The 22,718-nt window shown below is 64.0% G+C and carries 19 protein-coding genes and 1 pseudogene; 15 read left to right on the top strand and 5 right to left on the bottom strand.

All coding sequences use genetic code 11. The annotated features are described in order from the left end of the window. Positions 1-4: 4 nt before the first annotated feature. Genes ACLQ3C_RS14145 through ACLQ3C_RS14135 form a run of 3 tightly spaced genes read left to right on the top strand, consistent with a single transcriptional unit; the run spans position 5 to position 2,155 of the window. Positions 5-958 carry a sucrase ferredoxin gene (locus tag ACLQ3C_RS14145; RefSeq protein WP_425705709.1) on the top strand — a complete coding sequence of 318 codons (954 nt, stop codon included), beginning with the start codon at positions 5-7 and terminating at the stop codon, positions 956-958. A gap of 49 nt (positions 959-1,007) precedes the next feature. After that, a complete protein-coding gene (locus ACLQ3C_RS14140; RefSeq protein ID WP_425705708.1) occupies positions 1,008-2,030 on the top strand; it encodes a YdcF family protein in 1,023 nt (340 codons plus the stop codon). Continuing rightward, on the top strand, positions 2,018-2,155 hold the full coding sequence (locus ACLQ3C_RS14135) for a hypothetical protein (protein WP_425705707.1): 138 nt from the start codon (positions 2,018-2,020) through the stop codon (positions 2,153-2,155). Before ACLQ3C_RS14140 ends, ACLQ3C_RS14135 begins: the two co-directional genes overlap by 13 nt. Here the strand turns inward: ACLQ3C_RS14135 and ACLQ3C_RS14130 are convergent. Next, on the bottom strand, positions 2,132-2,782 hold the full coding sequence (locus tag ACLQ3C_RS14130; RefSeq protein ID WP_425705706.1) for an MBL fold metallo-hydrolase: 651 nt from the start codon (positions 2,780-2,782) through the stop codon (positions 2,132-2,134). The two genes, ACLQ3C_RS14135 and ACLQ3C_RS14130, sit on opposite strands and share 24 nt — an antisense overlap. Positions 2,783-2,841: 59 nt before the next feature. Between ACLQ3C_RS14130 and ACLQ3C_RS14125 the strand changes: the two genes are divergently transcribed. Next, positions 2,842-3,333 (top strand): MarR family winged helix-turn-helix transcriptional regulator, encoded by a 492-nt coding sequence (locus ACLQ3C_RS14125; protein WP_425705705.1) that lies wholly within the window; start codon positions 2,842-2,844, stop codon positions 3,331-3,333. A gap of 55 nt (positions 3,334-3,388) precedes the next feature. Next, positions 3,389-3,964, top strand: a complete 576-nt coding sequence (locus ACLQ3C_RS14120) for a nitroreductase family protein (RefSeq protein WP_425705704.1) — start codon at positions 3,389-3,391, stop codon at positions 3,962-3,964. Between the two features lie 25 nt (positions 3,965-3,989). Here the strand turns inward: ACLQ3C_RS14120 and ACLQ3C_RS14115 are convergent, their stop codons facing one another. After that, entirely contained in the window at positions 3,990-4,955 is a 966-nt protein-coding gene (locus ACLQ3C_RS14115) for an acyl-CoA thioesterase (RefSeq protein WP_425705703.1), read from the bottom strand. 303 nt (positions 4,956-5,258) lie between these two features. On the opposite strand from ACLQ3C_RS14115, the gene ACLQ3C_RS14110 reads away from it, so the two are divergent. The 7 genes from ACLQ3C_RS14110 to dctA all read left to right on the top strand — a co-directional run bounded on the left by ACLQ3C_RS14110 (position 5,259) and on the right by dctA (position 16,045). After that, positions 5,259-7,340, top strand: coding sequence for a CocE/NonD family hydrolase (locus ACLQ3C_RS14110; RefSeq protein ID WP_425705702.1), 2,082 nt, complete (start codon positions 5,259-5,261; stop codon positions 7,338-7,340). Between the two features lie 74 nt (positions 7,341-7,414). After that, entirely contained in the window at positions 7,415-8,044 is a 630-nt protein-coding gene (locus ACLQ3C_RS14105) for a TetR/AcrR family transcriptional regulator (protein WP_425705701.1), read from the top strand. A 111-nt stretch (positions 8,045-8,155) separates the two neighbouring features. Continuing rightward, positions 8,156-9,370 (top strand): alpha/beta hydrolase, encoded by a 1,215-nt coding sequence (locus ACLQ3C_RS14100; RefSeq protein ID WP_425705700.1) that lies wholly within the window; start codon positions 8,156-8,158, stop codon positions 9,368-9,370. Between the two features lie 414 nt (positions 9,371-9,784). After that, on the top strand, positions 9,785-11,326 hold the full coding sequence (locus tag ACLQ3C_RS14095; protein ID WP_425705699.1) for an aldehyde dehydrogenase family protein: 1,542 nt from the start codon (positions 9,785-9,787) through the stop codon (positions 11,324-11,326). Next, positions 11,323-12,906, top strand: coding sequence for an APC family permease (locus ACLQ3C_RS14090; protein WP_425705698.1), 1,584 nt, complete (start codon positions 11,323-11,325; stop codon positions 12,904-12,906). The genes ACLQ3C_RS14095 and ACLQ3C_RS14090 overlap by 4 nt, the downstream gene beginning before the upstream one ends. An 8-nt stretch (positions 12,907-12,914) precedes the next feature. Then, positions 12,915-14,492: a GMC family oxidoreductase gene (locus ACLQ3C_RS14085; protein ID WP_425705697.1), complete on the top strand. Its 1,578-nt coding sequence runs from the start codon at positions 12,915-12,917 to the stop codon at positions 14,490-14,492. A 155-nt stretch (positions 14,493-14,647) separates the two neighbouring features. Further along, positions 14,648-16,045 (top strand): C4-dicarboxylate transporter DctA, encoded by a 1,398-nt coding sequence (dctA, locus tag ACLQ3C_RS14080; protein WP_425705696.1) that lies wholly within the window; start codon positions 14,648-14,650, stop codon positions 16,043-16,045. Between the two features lie 123 nt (positions 16,046-16,168). Here dctA and ACLQ3C_RS14075 read toward each other — a convergent pair. After that, a pseudogene (locus ACLQ3C_RS14075) lies at positions 16,169-16,363 on the bottom strand (UTRA domain-containing protein); the annotation flags it as partial. Between ACLQ3C_RS14075 and ACLQ3C_RS14070 the strand changes: the two are divergent. Further along, complete coding sequence (locus ACLQ3C_RS14070; protein ID WP_425705777.1) at positions 16,313-17,041, top strand: hypothetical protein; 729 nt, start codon at positions 16,313-16,315, stop codon at positions 17,039-17,041. The pseudogene ACLQ3C_RS14075 and the gene ACLQ3C_RS14070 sit on opposite strands and share 51 nt — an antisense overlap. Here the strand turns inward: ACLQ3C_RS14070 and ACLQ3C_RS14065 are convergent. After that, positions 17,038-17,823, bottom strand: a complete 786-nt coding sequence (locus tag ACLQ3C_RS14065; RefSeq protein ID WP_425705695.1) for a DUF2510 domain-containing protein — start codon at positions 17,821-17,823, stop codon at positions 17,038-17,040. The two genes, ACLQ3C_RS14070 and ACLQ3C_RS14065, sit on opposite strands and share 4 nt — an antisense overlap. A 680-nt stretch (positions 17,824-18,503) precedes the next feature. Further along, positions 18,504-19,337 (bottom strand): mycofactocin-coupled SDR family oxidoreductase, encoded by an 834-nt coding sequence (locus ACLQ3C_RS14060; RefSeq protein ID WP_425705694.1) that lies wholly within the window; start codon positions 19,335-19,337, stop codon positions 18,504-18,506. Between the two features lie 634 nt (positions 19,338-19,971). Between ACLQ3C_RS14060 and ACLQ3C_RS14055 the strand changes: the two genes are divergently transcribed. Together ACLQ3C_RS14055 and ACLQ3C_RS14050 are read left to right on the top strand one after the other, a co-directional pair. Continuing rightward, positions 19,972-21,423: an aldehyde dehydrogenase gene (locus ACLQ3C_RS14055; RefSeq protein ID WP_425705693.1), complete on the top strand. Its 1,452-nt coding sequence runs from the start codon at positions 19,972-19,974 to the stop codon at positions 21,421-21,423. 59 nt (positions 21,424-21,482) lie between these two features. Further along, the gene (locus tag ACLQ3C_RS14050; RefSeq protein WP_425705692.1) at positions 21,483-22,709 is read left to right on the top strand and encodes a cytochrome P450; all 1,227 of its coding nucleotides are present in this window, start codon (positions 21,483-21,485) and stop codon (positions 22,707-22,709) included. Positions 22,710-22,718: the final 9 nt, after the last annotated feature.

The following is a 22,718-nucleotide window of genomic DNA, read 5'->3' as shown; positions in this document are numbered from 1 at the left end:
GGTCATGACCGGTCGTCGTCCCTGTAGCGATCAGTCCATTCTCCGCGGCGACCCTATGTACGGCACCGCATCGGCGGGCGACCGCTGGATGTTGCTGGAGCTCTCCGGCCCGTGGGGTCCGTCGGTGTTCCTCGACTCGCCCAACATCATCGATCCGGTTCTTGGGCGTGCCGTCGTGCGCCGCGTCGAGGCCGCGGGAATGCGGATCGTGGCGATACGCCGACCCGGTCGCCGGGCGGCGACCCCGCGGTGGCGATGGTTCGTCGTGGACACACGACCCGGCGAGGAGTCGGTGGTCCGGGGAGAAGTGTCGGACGCGACCGGCTATCTGGATCTGCCGCTCGACGGCGCCGGCGGCCGACCGTCGGACGACCCGGTCGTCGCGGTGTGCGCGCACGGGAAACACGATCAGTGCTGCGCGGTCCGGGGACGAGCCGCGACCACCGCGATCGCGGCCGCATATCCCGAATGGACTTGGGAGTGCTCACATCTGGGCGGCGACCGATTCGCCGCCACCATGCTCGTCCTGCCGCACGGGTTGTGTTACGGCCGGGTGGATTCGGCGACGGATCCGGCGGGACTGGTGCGACGTTACACCGAAGGGCGACTCGTCGATCCGCTACTGCGTGGCCGGACGTCGCTTCCGCACGCAGTGCAGGCGGCACAGCACTTCGTGCGGTCGACCACCGGCGACGACCGAATCGACGCGCTGGCACCGCTCGAGGTGCGGCGCGTCGACCACCACATCGTCGTCACACTGAGCGGGCCGGATACGCCGATCGAGGTCGTCCTGGCCGAAGAGCTGACCGACCCGTTGTTGTCCAACTGCGCGGCCCGCGCGCTCGGACGCGTTCGGCAATTCGTGCTCGTGTCGATGCCGGGTGTGTCGGAAGCGGTTGATCGCCGCGTGATCGGCGACGAAGACCTCGGCCGCGATTCCCGCAGACCCGGCAACTAGGGTTGGGGTGGAAGGGTATTCCGCTACCGATCGAAGAGGTGCGCCGGCGGTGATCGTGCTGTGGGTGGTGCTGGTACTGACCGTGATCGTGGTGGCTGCCACGGTATTTCGACTCGTCCACGACGACCGCGACAGCTCGCACGGCCTGATGGTCGTGGGTAGTGCGGTGATGATCTGGTTGCTGGCATTCACCTGTTCGGCGGTGCTGTGGCCGGATTCCGACGCGGCGACCATCGTGTTCCTGGTGCCGGCGATGGCGATTCTGCTGCTCCTGGTGACATCCGCGCTTGCCCTCGTCACGAATACGCCAATCGTGGTGCGGCGCGAGGGATTACGTGTCGCGACCCTCGTGCCGGCCGCGATCGGTGGGGCGATCATCGTGACCTTGGCGATCATGATCGGGTGGCTGTTCACCTGGGACCACCGAATCCTGCTCATGGCCCTGCTGCCGTTGGCCATGATCCCGGGTGCCCTGATGATCATCGAATTGCTCGCCTACACGCTGTACGCGCTCGTCTACGGCGGAACCCACCGAGAAGTCGACGCGACCGACGTGATCGTCGTACTCGGGGCCGGCCTGTCCGGGGGCAAACCGACGCCATTGCTCGCACGCCGTCTCGATCGCGCCGTCGAGGTCTACCACCACGTGCAGGCAGCGCAGGGCGCGCCACCGCGGGTCGTGGTATCCGGCGGCAAGGGCAGCGATGAGGTGGTGAGCGAGGCCGCGGCGATGGCCGCCTATCTCGCCGAGCATTCCGATGTGCCGAGTACCCATGTGATTCTCGAAGACACCTCGACCACCACCCAGGAGAACCTGACCAACACGCTCGCGGTCCTTGCCGCCCAGAATGTGGTGTGGGAGCGAATGGTGGTGGTCACCAGCAACTTCCATGTGCTTCGGTCGGCGTCACTCACGCAACGGCTGGGAATCCGCTCCGTCACCGTGCTGGGCGCACCGACGGCCTGGTACTACCTGCCGTCCGGCTTTCTACGGGAGTTCGCCGCCGGCGTCGTGCATTACCGCAAACAGAATCTGGCGGTTGGGCCACGCTCACGACCGTGTGGGTGTTGATCGCGTCGATCGCGCTGGTGATCTCGGCACGCGAAGACCACCACATCGACGACAAGATGCAGGGTGCCTCGGCGTCGGTGCTTGTGTCGACGTCGGGTGTGTCAGGCGGCGGAAAGGTCTCGTGACTCACCGACATCCGGCGTCTCCAGCGGGGTTCCGGTCAGCGAGTTCTCGCCGAGGAACATGCGAAGGCTGGATTTGCCTGCCGGGCTGAGCATGATGTCGTGAATGGCGATGCTGCGCTGCGGCTTCACCGACCGGACGTAGTCGATGGCCTGTTCGGTGGAGATCCATGGGCCGCTGACCGGCAGCAGCAGCGTCTCGATTGTCCGGCCGGGATTCAGGTAGGCGTCGCCGGGGTGGAAGACACTGCCGTCGATCAGGAATCCCGCGTTGTCGACCAACGGGATCTCGGGATGGATCACCGCATGATCGGCGACGAAGGTGTCGACCGCGAATCCTGCGATGTCGAAGGACTCGCCGGTCGAGACCGCATGCACACGATCGGCGACCTCGGACAACGCATCGGCGATCGTCGCCGGACCGTACAGATGCAGCCCCTCGCGCGCTTTCATTGCGGCAACGATCTTTTCGGCGTCGAAATGGTCGAAATGTTCATGGGTGATCAGGATCGCGTCGGCGGCCGCGAGCAACTCCGCCGCGTCGGGCGTGAACGTGCCGGGATCGATGAGCAGGGTATTGCCGTTCTTGGTCAGGGTGACGGTTGCGTGGGTGTGTTTGGTGAGCTGCATCGAGACCTCCGTGGCCAACGGTCTGCCAATAAGTACAGTGCGACTGTACACTTTTGGCGATGGTTGTCGATTCGGACATGGAAGAGCCGGGCATGCGAGAGTTGGGCGCGGAGTGGGAAGCCTCCGGCCTGGATCTTGCGGAGGACCTGCGACGGTCGGTGGGCAGATTCGTGCGGGCGGTCCGGTCGGTCACCGATTCGGCTCCCGCCGGACACGGGGAGGTGCTCGGCGCACTCGATCGCGACGGCCCGCAGTCGATCGCCGAGCTGGCCCGCATGCGGGGGATCAAGCATCAGAGCATGCGGGTGACCGTCGCCGAGTTGGAAGATCGCGGACTCGTGACCCGCGGCCCGCATCCCGACGACGCGCGCAGTTCGCTCATCGCCATCACCGACAGCGGTACCGTGGTACTCGAACGTGGTCGTGCCGCACGACGGAAAGTCGTTGCGCGCGCGGCCAACACGTCGCTGACGCCGGCGCAGCGAGAAGCGCTCGTCCAGGTCCCGGGCATCTTGGAGGCGATGGCGGCGGCGGTCCGCGACAGCGCCTGAGGTGGCTCGCCCGGGCGGCGGGCCGGTCGGTGTGTGTATCGGCGACAATCATGTGATGACCGAATGCCCGACGGCCGGCGAGCCGCACGTCCATCCCGCCCTGGCGGGGCGTGTCAGCCCGGTGTCGTTCGACCCCGAGGCGACGATTCCCGAGACAGGTGTCGACGCACTGCTCGATGCGGCCAGACTTGCTCCCTCGGCAGGCAATTCGCAGCCATGGATGTTCGTCGTCGGCCGCCGCGGTGACGCGATCCACGCCCGGATCTGCCATCACCTCACGCCCGGATCGCTGCGGTGGGCCGCCGACGCCTCGCTGCTCGTGGTCAACATCGCCCATGTCATGGTGGAGGGAACGGAGTGGGAGTACTCCGAGTTCGCCCGCTACGACCTCGGACAGGCGGTTGCCCACATGACGGTGCAGGCGCTGGCGATGGGCCTCGGCGCACACCAGTTCCGCGCCTTCGATCGCGATGGCATGGCTGCCGAGTTCGCGGTACCGGCCGAGTGGGAGGTCACCTCGATGACGGCCTTCGGCGCCGCGGAGGCGACGTCTGCGACCTCATATGCGGGAACGAGCCGGCAGCGGTTGTCTCTGGACGAGGTGACGTGGGCGCGCGCGTCCGCCGACTAGACGAGACGGCCGGTTGGTCACGGGTTCAGTTCACTGGCGCCGCGATCTGCGGCCGTGGCGGCAAGGCGGCCCGGATGGCCATGAGCTCACGCGCGTGCGCATCGAGTGCGATGTCCTCGGCGGAGACCGGTACCCAGCGCCGGACCGCAGTGGCGTCGCCGTTGGCGTCCACCGCGGCGACGATCATCAGGCTGTGCGCGCAGTCGCGCATGTCGCCGGCTTCCGGGCTTCCTGCGCGCACGTGCACGGAGACGTGCATGGTCTGCTTGCCGGTGTGGATGAGCCGGGCGTCGAGTTCGACGACGTCGCCGATGTGGATCGGCGCGTAGAAGCGGATGCCGCCGACGTAGGCGGTCACGCATCGCTGACCGCACCAGCGGGCGGCGTTGAGGTAGGCCGACTCGTCCATCCATTCCATGACGCGTCCACCGTGGGCGTTGCCGCCCCAGTTGACGTCGGTCGGCGCGGCGAGGAAGCGGGTCTGTGAGCGTGGCGCGGTTCCGGCGTCGGAGTAGGTCACCGCCGCCATCGCGTCCTCGATGCGGCGGCGTACCGGGATGCGTCCGGTGGCGTACTCGCGGGCGGAGCGTTCGGCATCGGTGCCCGGTGTCCACTGCCGCACCGGACGCGGGCGACGATCCTCGCCCATCGCCACGAAGATGACCAGGCATTCGCTGGCGAGTGTGAACAGTCCCGTGTGCGGTGAGGCCGAACTCACCGAGCAGTGGATGTGCATGCTCGAGGTGCCGGTGTGGATGAGCGTCGCCTTCACCTCGACGATGTCGCCGGGTTCGATACCGCGGGTGAAGGTGATGTTGCCGAAGTAGGCGGTCACCGAGTAGCCGCCCGACCACCCGGCCGCGCAGGCGTAGGCCGCCTTGTCGATCCAGGACAGCAGCCGCCCCCCGCGCACGTCGCCACCGATCGTGGTGGCGTCGGTGGGTGCGGCGAGGAAGCGCAGTGTCATCTCGTTGTCGGGGGCGGTCGGCATCAGGACTCCTGGTGTCTTCGGTGATCCGACGATCATGCACTGGTCAAAGTTCTGACAGCACAGGGACTCCCGTTGTGCGCGGTGCGACATGTGACGTTTACACAGGCAGATGTTCAGGCGAAACCAAAGGCTATGGGGGAAACGTCTCGAAGCTGTCGGTAGGTCTTTCGGCAACGTCCCGACGCGCTGGCACATGGCGGGCACAGCGTTCGCAGGACGTCGCGTAATGCGCGGTAACGAGCTTTCCAACATATCTGTAGGAAAATCCTACGCAGGTGAAGGAACTGGTCTAGCGTCGGGTGGGTGAGCATCACGTCCTCGTGGCACACCGGGTGGAACGTCACCCGGCTACGACGCCATGGCGTCGCGGTTGTCGTCGCCGGTCTGCTGGTCATGCCGTTCGTGATCGTTGCCGGAACTGCGTCGGCGGCGCCGTCGGCGAGCGATACGGCTCGGGCCGCAGAGTGGACCGCGACCGCCGACGGCCCACAGAAGTACTCGGATGTCCATATCGACTGGGATGTGCCGATCCGGATGAGCGACGGAACCATCTTGAAGGCTAACGTGTATCGCCCGATGGACTCGGCGGGGAGGGTGGTCAGCAAGCCGCTGCCGACGATCATCAATATGACGCCGTACACCAAGCTCCTGTACATGCTGATGGAGTCGGCCACGTCGATCCCAGGGCTCTACGACTCGATCACCAGGGTGATCAATCGATTCGATCTGTTCGACCTGGCCGGCACGCCGCTGTCGGGGATGGGCGAGCAGATCCGGATGCTGACCGGCGGTGTGGCCCGTACGGTCGCCGTTGATCGACAACTGGTCAAGTCCGGATACGTCCAGGTCGTCGTGGACGTCCGAGGTACCGGATTCTCCCAAGGGGTATGGGATGGGGCGGGTCAGCGTGAACAGGATGACGTCGCCGAGGTCAGTCTCTGGGCGGCGAGGCAGACGTGGTCGACGAACATGGTCGGTGCCACCGGGCTCTCCTACGGGGCGATCAATGCGCTTCAAGGCGCCCAACAGCCGGTCTCGGCGATCAAGGCGGTGTTCGCTGCCGCCCCGGGCAGTGACGTGGTCCAGGACGTCATCGCTCCCGGCGGTGGGATCGCGGTCGGTTTCATCCCACTGTGGGTCGCTTCGATCGACACCCTGAAATGGTTGCCGGACTTGCAGTCGATCGCCACGGGGCGATTCGATTGGCAATGGCTCGCCGATCGGGTCGCCAGTCCGATCACCTTCTTCGACACCCTGCTGCGGGCATTCTTCACCGCGAGTGTTCACGACATCCCGCCGGACGTGAGGGATGTGATCGACCCGAATCATCCGTTCCGCCAAGGGATTCTCGGTCACCCCGACCGTATCGGCGTACCCACCTTCCTGATCGGCGGATGGCATGATCTGTTCACCAACTCAGAACCCGACGTCATCGCGGCGATCCGGCTGCCCGACTCGCAGAAGAAGCTGCTGATGGGGGACTGGTACCACTCGACGATCGGCTCGGGCCTGGGATCGAACGGCGCGCCGCCGCGGTTGGATGTCCTACAGCGCGCGTGGTTCGACAAGTGGCTCAAAGGTATCGACAACGGCATCGACCGCTACAGTCCCGCCACCCTGTATCAACAAGGTGGGGCCTGGACGAGCTCAACGAGCTATCCACGTGCGCAGATGGCCTATCGACGCCAGTACCTGACGGGCGTCCGCAGCGGGACGACGGGAATCGTTGCCTTCGACGGCTCGTTGTCGACGTCGGTACCACGTCACGGGGCGAGCGCGGTCATCGCTCCAGGGCTGTCCACGGTGTGTTCGCGGGATGCCGCTCAGGGAACCGCGGGCGCAGCGGGTTTCATCGACGGGTGTGCCAAGGACGCCCGCGTTTCGGAGGTCGCCGCCGCCGTGTTCACCTCCGGGCCGGTGACGGTCCCGACGATGGCTTCCGGGCCGGTGAGTCTGCACCTGAACACGACGATGGATGCGACCGACGGTTACTTCACCGCAACCCTGAACGATGTTGCGCCGAACAGACAGTCGACGGTGGTGGCGTCGGGTCAGCTGACGGCGTCCCTTCGCGCGATCGACGAATCCCGCAGTACGCGCTCGGCCGGCGGGGACTACACGAAGCCGGTTCCGCTCACGGCGCTGGACGACCGACGACCGGTTGTCCCAGGGCAGCCCACCGTCTTGGACATCGCCTTCACCCCGACCGACTTCGTGCTGCAACCCGGACATCGATTGCGGGTGGATGTCTTCGCCTCGAACTTCCCCAAGGGGATGATGATTCCCGCGCTACTCATCGAATCGCAGCTGCGACCGCAGACCATCGCCATCGACCCACGGGCCCCGAGCTACCTCAATCTCCCGACGAACCGGCCCCTCACATGACGGCGCCACGGTCGACCCGTCCCGACGGACCCGAAACCTTCGGGGGTGTAGGAATGCTTGATAGTCTGGGCCCCATGGCAACTCGAACCCCGGCGTCCCGAGAGCGGGCCGCGCATCTCGGTCCGGAACGGAGACGGCCGGTGGTCCTCGACACTGCCCTCGCCATCGGCGTCGAACACGGTGTCGCCGCGATCAGCATTGCCGCGGTGGCGACTCGTATGGGGGTGACCCGTCCGGTCGTCTACGCGTGCTATCCCGACCGCGACCAGCTTGTCGAGGCGCTCCTGGACCGGGAGAAGACGGTATTGCTGGGCGAGGTCCTCGCCGCCCTTCATGGTGCACGTGGCGACGACCCGGAGAAGGTGTTCGTCGACGGCTATCGAGCGCTCCTGACCGCTGTCGACAGGCGACCATCGGCCTGGCGCATCATCTTTGACGCCCAACACGACTCCGAGATCGGCCGGAAGGTGGTGGCCGGCCGCCGCACCGTGTCCGACGCGGCAACGGCGTGGATCGCACCGGCGATGCGGCGGTGGTGGCAGACCGAGAACCTCGAGAACAAGCTCCCGGCGCTGATCGAGCTGTTCATGGCGTCGTGCGACGCGGCCGTGCGCGTCGTCTTGGACGAGACCAACGATCTCGACGTCGAGCAGACCGCAGCGCTGTACGGCGCCATGATGGCGCAGGGCTTTGCGAGGGCATGACACAGCACACTCACACCAGTGGAGGCTCGGATGTGGTCCTGGGTTCATCGGAACGGGAATCGGACGGGAGCTGACGAATCGGCACGCACGAGATATCGCACGGCGGTGGCGATGTCGTGCGTCCTCGCGGTGTCCACGACGATGGGTGTTCTCGGCGTCGGGATGGCGCGCGCCGCACCCGCGAATCGGCTCGTCGAGATCACGATTCCCGGACAGCCGGGCCAGATCCCGGACAAATGGCTGGGGTCGGTACTCAACGCCCGACATTCGCCGGCATATCCGGGACCGCCACGTGCCACGGTGCTGCTGCCCAAGGGATACACGCCGACCAAGAAATACCCCTTGCTGGTGCTGCTCGCCGGGGCGAGCAGCGACTATCGAACCTGGTCGGATCCGGTACTCGGACGTATCCAGACAACCGCCGACGGTTTTCCCGGGATCATCGTGATGCCCGAAGGGGCGACCGGGTTCTATACGGACTGGTGGAATGGCGGCCGGCGTGGGAGCCCGTCGTGGGAGAGCTACTACCTCGACGTGGTCATCCCCGAGATCGTCAAACGCTATCCCATCCGGGAGGAACGCCGGTGGCACGCGATCGCGGGCGTATCGATGGGTGGGCTCGGCGCGGCCTATCTGGGCGGACGCCTGCCGGACTTCTTCGGCTCGGTCGCGACTCTCTCCGGTCTCACCGACATCAACCTCCTCCCCGGACAGCCGAACGTGATGGGTCTGGTTGCGCAGGTCAACGCGCACGGCCCGTTCGATCTGACCTCGGTCTACGGCCCGTTCGACAGCTTCTACGCCCATGGACACAACCCCGTGCGTCTGGCGGCGAATCTCCAGAACACACGTGTGTTCATCGCCTCCGGCAATGGCGTTCCGACCGACGACGGGGAACCCACCGACAACAACATCGCGAGTGACCTGCCCACGGAGGTCGGCCTGATCCGGCCCGGATTCGAATCCTATCGGGCCGCGCTACGCACGGCCGGAGTGTCGACCACGAGCAGGCGGGGGCCGGGAATCCATGACTTCCACAACTTCCGGCCGGAATTGCGCGATGCGATCGCCTGGGATCTTTTCGCGCCTGTTCCCGAACATCCGACCACATGGACGAACGACACCGTCGCCACGAACGGAGAACTCTGGGGTTTCCGATATCGCTTTGACACCGGACCGAATCAGATCGTCCGGTTCCGGCGTGATCAGGACCGGCTGTATGTCTCGGCCGCGGGCGGGCCGGTGACCCTCACCGACCAACAGGGCTGTCACATTCACACCACTACGCCCGCGACAGTCGACGTCCGGCACCTTGACTGCCGGTAGGTGGTATGGCGGCAGCCGAAAGGGGTTGCCAGATCTGATCCTGGTGAAAGGGAAGTGGCACGACCACCACTCGGCCCCGTAGCCGTCCACAACCTGCAGCTATAGCGACGGTCGAGACGATTATCGGTTCAACCGTCGCTATAGCTGCAGGTTGTGGATCCGTATCAGCACTCGCGGCCGTCCGGAGCCCCCGCCGAAGGCACCGGGAATCGGGAATCGGACGAACCGGATGTCAGGGTCCTTGCATTCGGCGTCGAGATGCCGAGTGAATCCCATGAGACCCCGCATACACGGGCTCCACACGGTAGGTTGAGCACTCGGCTGGATCTTTTCGATCCGGCCATACTCCAGCACGATCACACGCGTCTGCACCTTGTCGTGTGCCACAGAACGTCGGAGGGAATGAGGTACGCCATGACCGACATCACGGCGGCAGGCGCTGCGGTCACGAGTTCTCCACTGATCGGGGATGCGCACCTCTACATCAGTGGCGAGTGGCGTCATCCGTCTGACGGCGGCACCCGCGCCCTCGTCAATCCCGCTACGGGGCACACACTCACGGTCGTCGACGAGGCCTCGCCCGACGACGCGCGTGCCGCCGTCGGCGCTGCCCGCGCCACCTTCGACGCCGGCGAATGGTCGGCGACACCGGTATCCGAGCGTGCCGCGCTGTTGCGCCGTATCGCCGACCTTCTCGTCCGCGACAAGGCGGAGTTGTCGCGCATCGAGACCCTCGACACCGGAAAGACCCTCGTCGAGAGTGAGATCGACATCGACGACGTCGAATCGGTGTTCCGCTACTACGCCTCGCTGGTCGAGGTCGACGCCGATCGTGTCGTCGATGTCGGCAATCCCGCGGTGATCAGCCGGGTGGTGCACGAACCGATCGGGGTCTGCGTTCTGATCGCGCCGTGGAACTATCCACTTCTGCAGATCTCGTGGAAGATCGCTCCCGCGCTGGCCGCGGGATGCACGATGGTCGCCAAACCCAGTGAGGTGACCCCACTCTCGACGATCGCCTTCGTCCGGCTCTGCGAGGAGGCCGGGGTGCCGCCCGGGGTCCTCAACCTCGTTCAGGGATCCGGTGCACGGCTCAGCGGGGCGCTCACCGACAACCCCGACGTGGACTTCATCTCGTTCACCGGCGGATTGGCCACCGGCACCACCATTTCCGAGACCGCCGCCAAACACGTGACCAAGGTTGCCGTGGAGTTGGGCGGCAAGAACCCGCACATCGTGTTCGCCGACGCCGACTGGGAATCATCGGTCGACCAGGTCCTCACCGGTGTGTTCCTGCACTCGGGCCAGGTGTGCTCGTCCGGCACCCGGCTGATCGTCGAAGAGTCGATCGCCGACAGTCTCGTCGACGAACTCGTGCGACGTGCAAACCAAATCCGGATGGGCGACGGTCTCGACCCCGCCAGCACCACCGGCCCGCTCGTATCACAGGCGCAGTTGAACAAGATGGCCGACTACGTCGCCTCCGGAATCGCAGAAGGAGCGGTATTGCGTTGTGGTGGCGGACGTCCCGACCGAGACGATCTACACCCGGGCGGATACTTCTTCGCCCCCACCATCTTCGACCGATGCAATTCGTCGATGCGGATCGTCGCCGAAGAGACGTTCGGTCCGATTCTCACCGTCGAGCGATTCACCACCGAGGCGCAAGCCCTTGCGCTGGGCAATGACACCACCTACGGGCTGGCCGCCGGGGTACGGACCTCCGATGCGGCGCGTGGTGAGCGGATGGTGCGCGGATTGCAGCACGGCACGGTGTGGCTCAACGATTTCGGCTACTACACACCCGCAGCCGAGTGGGGCGGCTATGGCAAGTCCGGCAACGGCCGCGAGCTCGGTCCAACCGGACTTGCGGAATACCAAGAGACCAAACATATCTGGCACAACACTGCGCCGTCGGCGTCGCGGTGGTTCACCGAGACGGAAGACGAGCGATGACCACACCACCCGCGCCGACACCACCGGCCCCGGTAGCAGCTACTGACAACTCCAGCGGAATGGAGGACTTCGGCTACAAGGAATCCCTCGACCGCAGTATCGGCAAGTTCGCCAGCTTCGCCGCAGGCGTCAGTTACATCTCCATCCTCACCGGCACGTTTCAGCTCTTCTACGTCGGCTACGGCAACGCCGGTCCCGGCTACCTCTGGTCATGGCCGATGGTTTTCATTGGACAGCTTTGTGTCGCACTATGTTTCATGGAGCTTGCGGCAAAATATCCGGTAGCGGGATCGGTGTACAACTGGGCCAAACGGCTCGGCACCCAGTTCGTGGGGTGGTCGGCGGGCTGGCTGATGTTCACCGCATCGGTGGTCACCCTCTCAGCCGTCGTACTCGCATTGCAGTTGAACCTGCCGCGTCTGTGGAGTGGATTCCAGTTGTACGGCAGCGCCGACGACACCACCGATGCAGCCGTCAACGCGGTGATCCTCGGTGGCATCCTCATCGCATTCACGACCGCGGTCAATGCGTGGAGTGTGAAACTGATGGCGCTGATCAACAGCGTCGGCGTGTTCATCGAACTGATCGCGGCCGTTCTGATCGCGATCATCCTGGCGTGCAACATCACCCGCGGACCTCAGGTCTTCTTCTCGACCCACGGCTACGGCGCCGGGCAGAGCGGTGGTTACCTCGGCGCCTTCCTGGTGGCGTCGCTGGCATCCGGCTATGTGATGTACGGATTCGACACGGCCAGTTCACTCGGCGAGGAGACCCTCGATCCCCGGCGTACCGCACCCAAGGCGATCCTGCGGGCCATCCTCGCATCCTTCGTGATCGGCGGTGCGATCCTGGTCTTCGCGATCATGGCCGCACCCGATATCAACGATCCCAAGCTAGGCGAGCAGTCCGGCAGCCTGCAGTACATCGTCGGGTCGGTGATGTGGGGTCCACTGGGAAAGATCTTCCTGGTCGCCATCGTCGTTGCGGTCGTCGTCTGTTCGCTGGCCGTACACACCGCGGCGATCCGGCTGATGTTCGCGATGGCCCGCGACAACGCGCTGCCCTTCGGCGAACGTCTCGCGACCGTCTCGCCGAAACGGCAGACGCCCGTCGTTCCCGCATGTGTCGTCGGGCTCGTCTCGGTGATCATCCTGGTCATCAACATCAACCAGCCCAACATCTTCACAGTCCTCACCTCGATCGCGATCATCATGATCTACCTCGCATATCTCTTGGTGACGGGGCCCATGCTCGCCATGCGATTCCGTGGTGAGTGGCCGCCGAAGGACCTCAAGTCCGGCGGCTATTTCAGCATGGGCCGCTGGGGTGTTGTGGTGAATACCGTTGCGGTGCTGTGGGGTATCGGGATGGCGCTCAACCTGGCATGGCCGCGCAGTGTCATCTACGGCACCCCCTGGTACAACACGTGGGGAGCATTCGTCTACATCGGTGTCATCTTCGGCGCGGGCCTCATCTGGTATCTCGTCAAGGGCCGCAGACACATCGGTGTCTTGGCGTCGCACTCGTCGGGTCCCATCGACATCGAACCGATCCTCGACAGCCAGATCATCGAGAAGTAGAAGTGGCCATGACATCGACCTTCGACTATGTCATTGCCGGTGGCGGTACCGCTGGATGCGTCCTGGCGGCGCGACTTTCGGAAGATCCTGAAATGACGGTGTGTCTCATCGAGGCAGGACCCAGCGATGTCGACGATCAGAACATCCTGGTCCTGGCCGAGTGGATGCATCTGCTCGACTCGGGCTACGACTGGGACTACCCGATCGAGCCGCAGGCAAAGGGCAACAGCTTCATGCGCCACGCACGCGCCAAGGTGCTCGGCGGGTGCTCGTCGCACAACTCCTGTATTGCGTTCTGGCCCTTGGCCCAAGGTCTGCGCGACTGGGAGACGGCAGGAGCTGCCGGCTGGGGTCCAGAAGGTGTCCTGCCGTATGTGTCGCGAGTGGAGAACAACGTCGCTGATGGCACCTATCAGGGCTACGCACACGGCCACGACGGGCCGGTGCGGCTGCGTGATGTACCGCCGAACGACCCATGCGGTCAAGCCGTTCTCGATGCCGCAGCCAAATGTGGTCTGCCGACAGTGCAGTTCAATCGCGACGAGTGGCATCTCAACGGCGCAGGCTGGCTACAGATCAATGCGAACGAGGCCGGCGAACGTATGTCGACCTCGCACGCCTATCTGCATCCGATCCTCGGCACACGTAAGAATCTGACCGTGCTCACCGACAGCTGGATCAGTGAGGTCCTCATCGACGATGATCTGCGTGCCACCGGGGTTCGGTATCAGCGACCCGACCTCACCGGCTACGATACCGTGTCCGCGAAACGTGAGGTGATCGTCACCGCAGGTGCAATCGACACGCCGAAATTGTTGATGCTCAGCGGTATCGGGCCCAGCGATCATCTCGCCGACGTCGGTGTTCGGGTGAAGGTCGACGCACCCGGCGTCGGTTCGAATCTCGACGACCACGTCGAAGGGCTGGTGTTCTGGGAAGCCGGTCGACCGATGGTCACCGAGTCCACCCAGTGGTGGGAGATCGGACTGTTCGCGACCACCGAAGACGGACTCGATCACTCCGATCTGATGATGCACTACGGCAGCGTGCCCTTCGACATGAACACCCTGCGCTGGGGCTATCCGACCACCGAAAACGGATTTTGCCTGACACCGAATGTGACGCAAGGACTTTCCCGCGGAACCGTCCGATTGCGCAGCCGCGACTTCCGGGACCGCCCGAAAGTGGATCCCCGCTACTTCACCGACTCCGATGGCCGCGACGAGCGCGTCATGCTGGCCGGTATCAAGCTCGCCCGCGAGATCGGCGCCCAGAGCGTGCTCGGCGACTGGATCACGCGTGAACTGGCGCCAGGCCCGGACGCGGTCACCGACGACGAGCTCATCGACTACTTCCACAGAACCCACAACACCGTCTATCACCCCGCAGCCACCTGCAAGATGGGTGCCGTCAACGACCCGATGGCCGTCCTCGACCCCGAACTCCGGGTCAAGGGCGTCAAGGGATTACGTGTCGTCGATGCCTCCGCCATGCCCAAGCTGCCCGTGGTCAACCCCAACATCACCGTGATGACCATGGCAGAAAAGTGTGCGGACCTGATCCGGTCCTCCGCTACTCCCGGCTGATCGAGGCCACCCAGGTCGCGCAGTTGGCCGACGCGGATGTTCGTCAGGTTTCCCATATAGCCGCGACACCGCTGACGAAGTGAGATGCCAGCTCATTTACGCCTGGTTAACCACTCCATAATGGTCTCGCCTTCCGAGTACCCGACAGTCGTCGCATGACCGCCGATATCGTGATCGACACCGATTCTCCCGGGCCCAAGCCGAAGAGCGCCTGGTATCGCTCGCTGTTCACGTGGCTGATCGTCGCAATCGTCGCGGGCATCGTCATCGGAGCGGTGTGGCCCGACGTGGGTGCGGGCCTCAAGCCCCTCGCCGACGGCTTCATCAAACTCATCAAGATGCTCATCGCACCGATCATCTTCTGCACGGTGGTCCTCGGTATCGCGCATGTCGGCGACCTCAAATCCGTCGGACGGATCGGCGTCAAGGCACTCGTGTACTTCGAGGTGGTCACCACCTTTGCGTTGTTCTTCGGCCTCGCCGTCGGCAATATCGTCAAGCCCGGCGCCAGCTTCAGCATCGATCCCGAGACGCTCGCCACCGGCGCGGACGCCGTCGCCGCGAAGACGAACAAGGGTGAACTCCCGCACACCGTCGACTTCTTGCTCAACATCATTCCGACATCGGCCATCTCGGCGTTCGCCGAGAACGAGCTCTTACAGGTGCTCTTCTTCGCCGTCCTCTTCGGACTCGCGCTGGCCAAGCTACGTGCGAGGGCACCTGTAGTGATGTCGTTCGTCGACCAGAGCAGCCACATCTTCTTCACCATGATTGGGTGGATCATGAAGCTGTCACCACTCGGCGCGTTCGGCGCGATGGCCTACGTCGTCGGGCAGTACGGCATCTCGTCACTCGCAAGCTATGGGAAACTCATCGCCTGCTGCTATCTCGCCGCCGTTCTGTTCATCCTCGTACTCGGCGTGGTCGTACGGTTTCTCGTCGGCGTCAACCCGTGGAAGTTCCTGATGTACATCAAGGACGAGCTGTTCGTGGCCCTCGGCACGGCGTCGACCGAGGTCGTGTTGCCACGCATCATGACCAAACTAACCCATGCCGGATGTTCGCGCACCACAACAGGTCTCGTCGTGCCGACCGGATACTCGTTCAACCTCGACGGGGCGACGCTGTACCTGTCGATCTGCGTCCTGTTCCTTGCCCAGGCGCTCGGGGTGGACCTCAGTCTCGGTGAGCAACTGACCGCCGTACTCGTGCTGATGCTGACCTCGAAGGGGATGGCAGCTGTGCCCGGTTCCTCTTTTCTGGCATTGTCGGCCACTGTGGCCGCCATCGGGCACGGGAGTATTCCCGTTGCCGCGGTGGCACTTCTACTCGGCCCAGACCGCATCATGGACTCGATGCGGGTGTCGGTGAATCTCCTCGGCAATTGCGTCGCTGCGCTTGTCGTCGCCAACTGGGAGGGACAGCTCGACAAGGAGCGCATGAAGCTGGTCCTGGATGGAAAGCCGGTGCCGCCCCTCGAGGAGATCGACCCCGTGACCGGGGAGCCTGAGCTCATGGCAGAAGAGGAGGGGGTGGCCATCGTCGGCAAGTAGTGACGGTGTCCCGCTTGCGATGACGAAGTTCGCGGTCGGCTTCACATACTCGCACAAAGATGTTGGCCTACTGTGCACGGAGTGGTGGCGCACGTGGTTTCGGCTCCATCGACGCCAACTCCGCTATTCGCGAAGGAGCACTTTGAACGCCATCCGGTCGCCTCGAAAGAGAGACCGCGCCCGCTCGATCGGTGTGCCGGCCGAGTCGAATGACAGCCGATTCATGAGGAGCATCGCAGTCGTCGTCCCGAGTAGCTTGGCTTCCGGTTGGGTCGCCAACACCGTCTCGATCCGTTCCTCGGCGGGGCCGAACTCGACGAATACCCGGCCGCGTACGGGCCCGCGTCGGGTGTTTTCGACGTGTCGATGGGCGAAAGCATCGAAGTGGGTGTGCGTGAAGCGATCCGCGTCGCCGCGGGCCGACCGTTCGTGACCGGCCGCTACAGTCAGGGCGCGATCGCCGCCCGCCACCTGGCCCGCGCCGCGCCCGGGCAATGCCAGGGCGTTGCGACGCTGGCCGACCCGCACACCGAGGGACGCCGCGTCATCGCCGGTGTGCCGCCCGGCCACCGTTCCGGCATCTCCGGCCCCTACCCGGTCGACGTGCCGGTGCTCACCGAATACGTTGCTGCCGACCCGATCCCCGACCTACCCGATGGCAACCCAGCCCGCCTGATCGCCGACCTCACCGAATGGATGAGCATCCGCGGTGTGCACCGCATCGGCTGGTGGCTCCGCGACGTGCACACCAAGGTGCGCGGCGGCCATATTCAACGGTGGTGGTCGCCGTGGCGGCGCGCAGACATTCTCGCCACCCCGATGTTCGCCCACAACTACTGGCCGGGCACCAAACACACCACCGACCTGATCAGCGCCGGCCATTGTGCACGGCTGGCGCAGCGCGCCAACGACCGGTTTCGCGGGTGGGCGCCGCCACCGACATGGACGCCGACTGCCCGCGACTTCGAGGCGTTCAGCCAACTCGGCCGATTCTAGGGAGCGGGGGCGGTGTGCTCGGTCCATTGAGCGCCGTCCCAGTAGCGTTGCAACGCAGCGTTATTCGGGTCGGCGTACCACCCAGCTGGAACAGTCGGCGGAGGCGGGGGCGGTGTGGCGGCATCAGTCGGGCCAGCGGTCGCACCTGCCGACGTCAACGTCGCCGCGAACTGGCGGGCCGCGGCCTCGTCCTTACGTGGCAGTTCGGCGACCAGAACCTGCCCATCCCCGAGGGTGATCGTCAGATACAGACGGGTCTCATCCTTTTTGGCGGCGGCCGCGAGTATCCCGACAACAACGATCCGGGTGGCGGTGATCCGTTTGCGCTCAGCGCCCGTCTCGACCACGGCTCGGGCACCGGCGATCGGATAGTCGCGGCCGTCGTAGAAGATGGTGTCGCCCGTCAGCCGAATGCCGTGAAACTCGATGCCGCGCCCCTCTGACTCGGGTGCCGCGGCGCTCGGCCGCTGCGGGCGTGCCGCCATGACGGCGTCAACAAAAGGACCCAGCTTGGCTTTGCCGGCGAAAAACGCGTTGGTGTCCTCGCGCTGAACCTTGTGGTATGCCCGGCGATCGCGGGTGATGAACCGTACCCAGCCGCGTTCCATGAGCGATTTTTCGACCAGGTCGACGTCGACGATGTCGCCGAGCGGAATCGTCCACGGCGACGCTTTCTTCTTATGGCCCGGCGACATCAGACCCGAATGGTTGAGCGTCACCGTCTGCGTCTCGGTGTCGAGCACCGCGGTGCAACCGTTGCCTTCGTAGGTGATGACCGGCATGTTTGCTCCTCGTCAAGGCGGGGTGGCGGAACCTATTTTGGTGGCATTTCGGTACTTTTTGGAGCGATGCGCTCTGGTGCCGGCTTCGTTTCCTGGTACGTATATGCAGGTCAGATGTAGTTTTTGAGTGCCCTCGGTGAGACTCGAACTCACACTGGACGGGTTTTGAACTTGCCGTCGTGGATGTTTGCTGATTGGTGGCGTTGTTGAGGACACGGGGATCATGCAGCGGGGGAGCGTTATTGGCGTTTGGTGCGTTGGAGGGGTTTGGGCGTTTTCGGTACTGCTGCATACCCTCTGCATACCGGGGCCGCCATCACATCCGGCCCGGTGGATCCCGGTCGAACTGTACCGCGACCGGTGGTGGCGCTCCTGCGCTAAATCCAATTAGCGCAGGCCGCGGCCGCCTCAACTGGTGAAGTAGTGCGTCCAGGCACTGGCGTCGGGGTGGCCATGCTCAGACATCGATGCGCGGACGGCAGAGTTGCCCACCGCAGGTACCAACTTGGGTATCGCCGCTGCCAGAGAACGACAATCGTTGCCCGTGGCTTTGTGCCCACTTGCCCGACTTCGAGCACAATAATGACGAACAACGTTGGCAACGGAGGTACTCGCGCAGTCCATTCTGCGCCAGCACCTGCATCGCAGAGCAATACGTTGAACGGGCCGTTTCCTGCGCACTACTTCAGGCGGGCTCCGGCGTCGACGCGGAGTTCGAGGCCTGTAACGAACTTCGATTCCTCTGACGCCAACCAGAGCGCGGCGTCGGCGATGTCCGATGGCTGCAACCAGCCTTGAGGCAGCAGATGCATCGAGTTGAAAACTGAGGCGACTTCGTCACGGGTCGGGGTGTCGAGATCGGGACGGAACAGGTTATAGAGCTCTTGGAACTGGATCAACGGGGTATCCACCGAGGTTGGAAGGATCGAGTTGACCCGGATATTGTATTCCCCCAACTCTTTTCCAGCGGACTTTGCGAGACCAAGGACCGCGTGTTTGGTGGCTGCGTAGTGGCCGAAGTTCGCGGAGCCGTTCGCGCCCGCGGTCGAGGAGGTCAGGATGATCGAGCCACCGGTGTTCTGTTTGATCAGCACGGGGGCGACCGCTTTGATCGTGTGCCACACACCAGTCATATTCACATCGACCGTGGTCTGCCACTGCTCCGCGGTGAACTCCCAAAGCTTTCCCGGGTGAGCCATTATCCCGGCATTGGCGATGACGATATCGAGGTGGCCGAGTTGTTGGACTCCGCGCGACAGGGCTGCATTGAGGGCGTCGAAGTCGCGGACGTCGACTACCTCCGTCACCACGCTCTGTCCGGTGGATTTGACGAGGCGCCCGGTCTCGGCGAGGTCGTCCTCCGTGGCCGGTTGGTAGTCGACGGTCTCGATCGGCCGACAGATGTCCACCGCGATGATGTCCGCACCTTCTTCTGCGAGACGAACGGCGTGCGCGCGCCCTTGTCCACGCGCTGCACCGGTGATGAATGCGACTTTTCCTTCAACGCGTCCCATGGATTGAACCCCTCTGTCTGTTTGGTTGCTGGTGGTGGATGTCGGTGACGATCGTCGGCCGCAGTTCCGGTGGCATGTGCTCGAGCGAGGACGAAACGTCAAGTCACTGTTGAATCCTGTTGCTCACGAGGACGTCTCAGCGTCCGTGAATGCTCGCGGCTACAGCACAGCCGTCACGTTGTTGTCGGGATGTCGGACATCGACCTGTAAACATTCAAGCACGTCGGAGACAGTTCCGATATGGATATCGGAAAACGCGATCAGAACATTGCGACACCTTTTGTGCGGCGGGAGAAGCCACGCCCGCCACCCGTAGGCGGATCGTTGCTCACCGGCCCGCCGGGGTAGTGACGCCTGCACCCTCAACTCAATGGTGGGGCGATGATTACCGTGGATCGCTAGAGGTGGGCACCCGCGTTCTGTCGCAGGTCCGAGTTTTGCGCACCGAATGGCCGGGGCCGGCGTGCCGCCTGTGCCGACGCGACGATCCGAGGTGGGAAGCCCGTGATCGGCGCTATTGCGCGGGAAACCTGTGACGCGTAACATAGACAGTAATTCGATATGTATGTCGAAACACCGTGGTTCCGAGCCTCTTGAGGAGCGATCTGAGCCACCATTCGCGAGAGGGGTCGGCGTGACCACTGAGTCGTTGTTCATAGATGGCAAATGGAGGTCGTCCGACGGTGGCCAGGTCATCACTGTGATAAGCCCGGCCAGCGAGGTTGAGGTGGGTGTGGCCGCCGATGCGACCGATGAAGATGTCGAGGCGGCTGTTCACGCAGCCAGGTCTGCTTTCGACGACGGTCGTTGGACCCGGGTGCCGATGTCCGACCGCGCAGCCGTCGTCCTTAAGGCTGCAGAGCTCTTGGAGTCTCGTATTGGAGAGATCGCGTCGTTGGTGACCGCGGAGATGGGGGCCCCGACCTCGGTTGCATCAGCAACGGCAACACGCTCCGTTGACACCATGCGCTTTCTGGCGGACCTTGCGGTGACGACGAAGCTTCGGGACGTGCGTTTCGACGGTGGTCCCACGGCGGTTGTTCGCGAACCGGTCGGCGTCGTCGCGTCCATCGCGCCGTGGAACGGACCGTTCGGAATGGCTGTGACCAAAATCGTCACGCCGATCCTTGCCGGGTGCACCGTGGTGTTCAAGCCAGCTCCGGAAACGCCGCTCGATGTCGCATTCCTGGTCGACGCATTGAGTGAGGCCGGGTTGCCCGATGGTGTCCTCAACGTGGTCACGGGGGGTGTTTCGACCGGGCAGGCGCTCGTGGCAAGCTCCGGTGTCGACAAGGTGTCTTTCACGGGTTCTACGGCCGCGGGCCGGCTCATCGGTGCGGTGTGCGGCAGCGACCTCAAGCGAGTCCAGTTGGAATTGGGTGGCAAATCCGCAGCGATCGTACTGGACGACGCGGATCTTGATCTGGTACGCACCGGTATCTCCAATGGGTGCTTCTTCAACTCAGGCCAGGTGTGTGTGGCCTTGAGCCGAGTGCTTGTACCGCGCGGCATGCACGACGAAGTCGTCGACGCACTGGTCCATGCGGCAAGCGGCTGGAAAATCGGTGATCCGGGCGACAGTTCGACGACTCTCGGGCCGTTGGTTTCCCGCCGTCAACTCGAACGCGTCGAGGCATACGTTCAAGCGGGCATCGACGAGGGCGCAACTCTCGCCGCGGGCGGTAAGCGGCCGGCCGGGTTCGAGAAGGGATGGTTCTTCGAACCGACGGTGTTCGCGAACGCCACCAATTCGATGCGTATCGCCCGCGAAGAGATCTTCGGTCCAGTGGTCACTGTTATCCCTTACGACACCGAGGAAGAGGCCATCTCGATGGCCAATGACTCGGACTACGGCCTCCACGGGGCCGTCTTCACCCGTGATCTCGACCGGGCTACGCAAGTTGCCGCGAGCATTCGGACCGGCACGTTCTCTGTGAACAACTTTGTCTACAACAACCGTGCACCGTTCGGCGGCGTGAAGGCGTCCGGTATCGGACGCGACACGGGTCGCGAAGGATTCGAGTCGTTCTTCGAGCTGAAGACCATAAACCTGGCACCGGGCATGGAAGCCCTGTACACCGACTGAACAACCCAGGGTCACGAGATCCTCAGCGCAACAACACCAGTCTTCGAAAGGACCCAAGAATGACAACTCGACCCCCCAACGTCCCAGAGCAATTGGTCGTCGACTACGACGCCTTCGGCACAGAAACTCCCGAAGAGCTCTTGGCGAAGGCCGAAGAATGGCGCAAACTCGGCCCCGTCGTGTGGACTGACCAGAACCACGGCCATTGGGTTGTCCTGGGAACTCCAGAAGTGCGAGTGGTGCTGTCTGATCCGCGAAAGTTCTCCAGTTCGAAGCCAGGACAGGGGATCACATTGACGAGGACGGAACGAGAACTGCATGTCCCGATCGAGATGGACGGTGTCGATCATCGCGAGTACCGCAAGATATTGATGCCGTTGTTTACGCCGGCCCGGGTGCGGGTGCTGGAGGATCAGGCGCGTCGCATCTCGGGCGAGCTGCTCGACGATATGGTCAAAGCCGAAGAGTGCGACATCGTCGCAGACTTCGCACGCCCGCTGGCCAGCGCTATGTTCCTGAGTCTGGTCGATTGGCCTCTCGATGACCGCCACAAGCTCGAGGTTTTGGTCGAGCAGGAACTCAATCCTCCCGGAGCGACGCGCGAGGAAAAGGCGGCCGCCAAGGGTGAAGCAGTCAAGCAGCTGGCAGCGTACTGCCGTGAGCGCATCGAGATTCGCCGGCGCGCCCCCGCAGATGACATGACGTCGACGATTCTGAATGCGACGCTCGCCGACGGTTCGCCGATCCCCGAGAATCGGCTGATACCGATGATGGTCCTGCTGTGTCTCGCGGGTCTGGACACCACCCAGAGTGTGCTGTCGCGCAGTCTGGACTACCTGGGTAGAAACCAGGAAGCGCAAGCCGAGTTCCGAGACAATCTGGACCTGTTGCCGACGATGATCGAAGAACTCCTCCGATGGAATACACCCGCGGTTCCCAACCGGACAGCAATGGAGGACTTCGAACTCGGTGGTGTCCAGATCGTCGCCGGCGACACCGTCCAGTGTCTGCTGCAGGCCGCCAACCGGGACGAGGATGAGTTCCCCGACGCTTGGAGCACGGACTTCACTCGTACTGTCAACCGGCACGTCGCATTTTCTGTCGGCCCACACAAGTGCATTGGATCTGCGCTGGCGCGTGTGATCCTGAACGCGGCTCTCGACGAGTTCCATACTCGCATCCACGGCTACCACGTCGTCGACTCCAAAGCGCATATCGGCGCGGTATGGGGCATGAACAATGTGCGAATGAGTCTGACAACCTCGCGCGAGCCAGCCACCGTTTAGTCCGATTTC

The organism is Gordonia sp. DT30, assembly GCF_049844915.1.
Lineage (GTDB): Bacteria > Actinomycetota > Actinomycetes > Mycobacteriales > Mycobacteriaceae > Gordonia.
The sequence above is the reverse complement of the archived record's forward strand: the minus strand, read 5'-3'. Positions and strand labels throughout refer to the sequence as shown.

What these genes read in the sequence shown, in the direction of transcription:
- ACLQ3C_RS14130 (WP_425705706.1), bottom strand. Translation starts at nt 2,782, where the DNA reads ATGCAGCTCACCAAACACACCCACGCAACCGTCACCCTGACCAAGAAC.
- ACLQ3C_RS14060 (WP_425705694.1), bottom strand. Translation starts at nt 19,337, where the DNA reads ATGGGACGCGTTGAAGGAAAAGTCGCATTCATCACCGGTGCAGCGCGT.
- ACLQ3C_RS14115 (WP_425705703.1), bottom strand. Translation starts at nt 4,955, where the DNA reads ATGCCGACCGCCCCCGACAACGAGATGACACTGCGCTTCCTCGCCGCA.
- ACLQ3C_RS14095 (WP_425705699.1), top strand. Translation starts at nt 9,785, where the DNA reads ATGACCGACATCACGGCGGCAGGCGCTGCGGTCACGAGTTCTCCACTG.
- ACLQ3C_RS14105 (WP_425705701.1), top strand. Translation starts at nt 7,415, where the DNA reads ATGGCAACTCGAACCCCGGCGTCCCGAGAGCGGGCCGCGCATCTCGGT.
- dctA (WP_425705696.1), top strand. Translation starts at nt 14,648, where the DNA reads ATGACCGCCGATATCGTGATCGACACCGATTCTCCCGGGCCCAAGCCG.
- ACLQ3C_RS14090 (WP_425705698.1), top strand. Translation starts at nt 11,323, where the DNA reads ATGACCACACCACCCGCGCCGACACCACCGGCCCCGGTAGCAGCTACT.
- ACLQ3C_RS14100 (WP_425705700.1), top strand. Translation starts at nt 8,156, where the DNA reads ATGTCGTGCGTCCTCGCGGTGTCCACGACGATGGGTGTTCTCGGCGTC.
- ACLQ3C_RS14120 (WP_425705704.1), top strand. Translation starts at nt 3,389, where the DNA reads ATGACCGAATGCCCGACGGCCGGCGAGCCGCACGTCCATCCCGCCCTG.
- ACLQ3C_RS14050 (WP_425705692.1), top strand. Translation starts at nt 21,483, where the DNA reads ATGACAACTCGACCCCCCAACGTCCCAGAGCAATTGGTCGTCGACTAC.
- ACLQ3C_RS14125 (WP_425705705.1), top strand. Translation starts at nt 2,842, where the DNA reads ATGGTTGTCGATTCGGACATGGAAGAGCCGGGCATGCGAGAGTTGGGC.
- ACLQ3C_RS14065 (WP_425705695.1), bottom strand. Translation starts at nt 17,823, where the DNA reads ATGCCGGTCATCACCTACGAAGGCAACGGTTGCACCGCGGTGCTCGAC.
- ACLQ3C_RS14085 (WP_425705697.1), top strand. Translation starts at nt 12,915, where the DNA reads ATGACATCGACCTTCGACTATGTCATTGCCGGTGGCGGTACCGCTGGA.
- ACLQ3C_RS14145 (WP_425705709.1), top strand. Translation starts at nt 5, where the DNA reads ATGACCGGTCGTCGTCCCTGTAGCGATCAGTCCATTCTCCGCGGCGAC.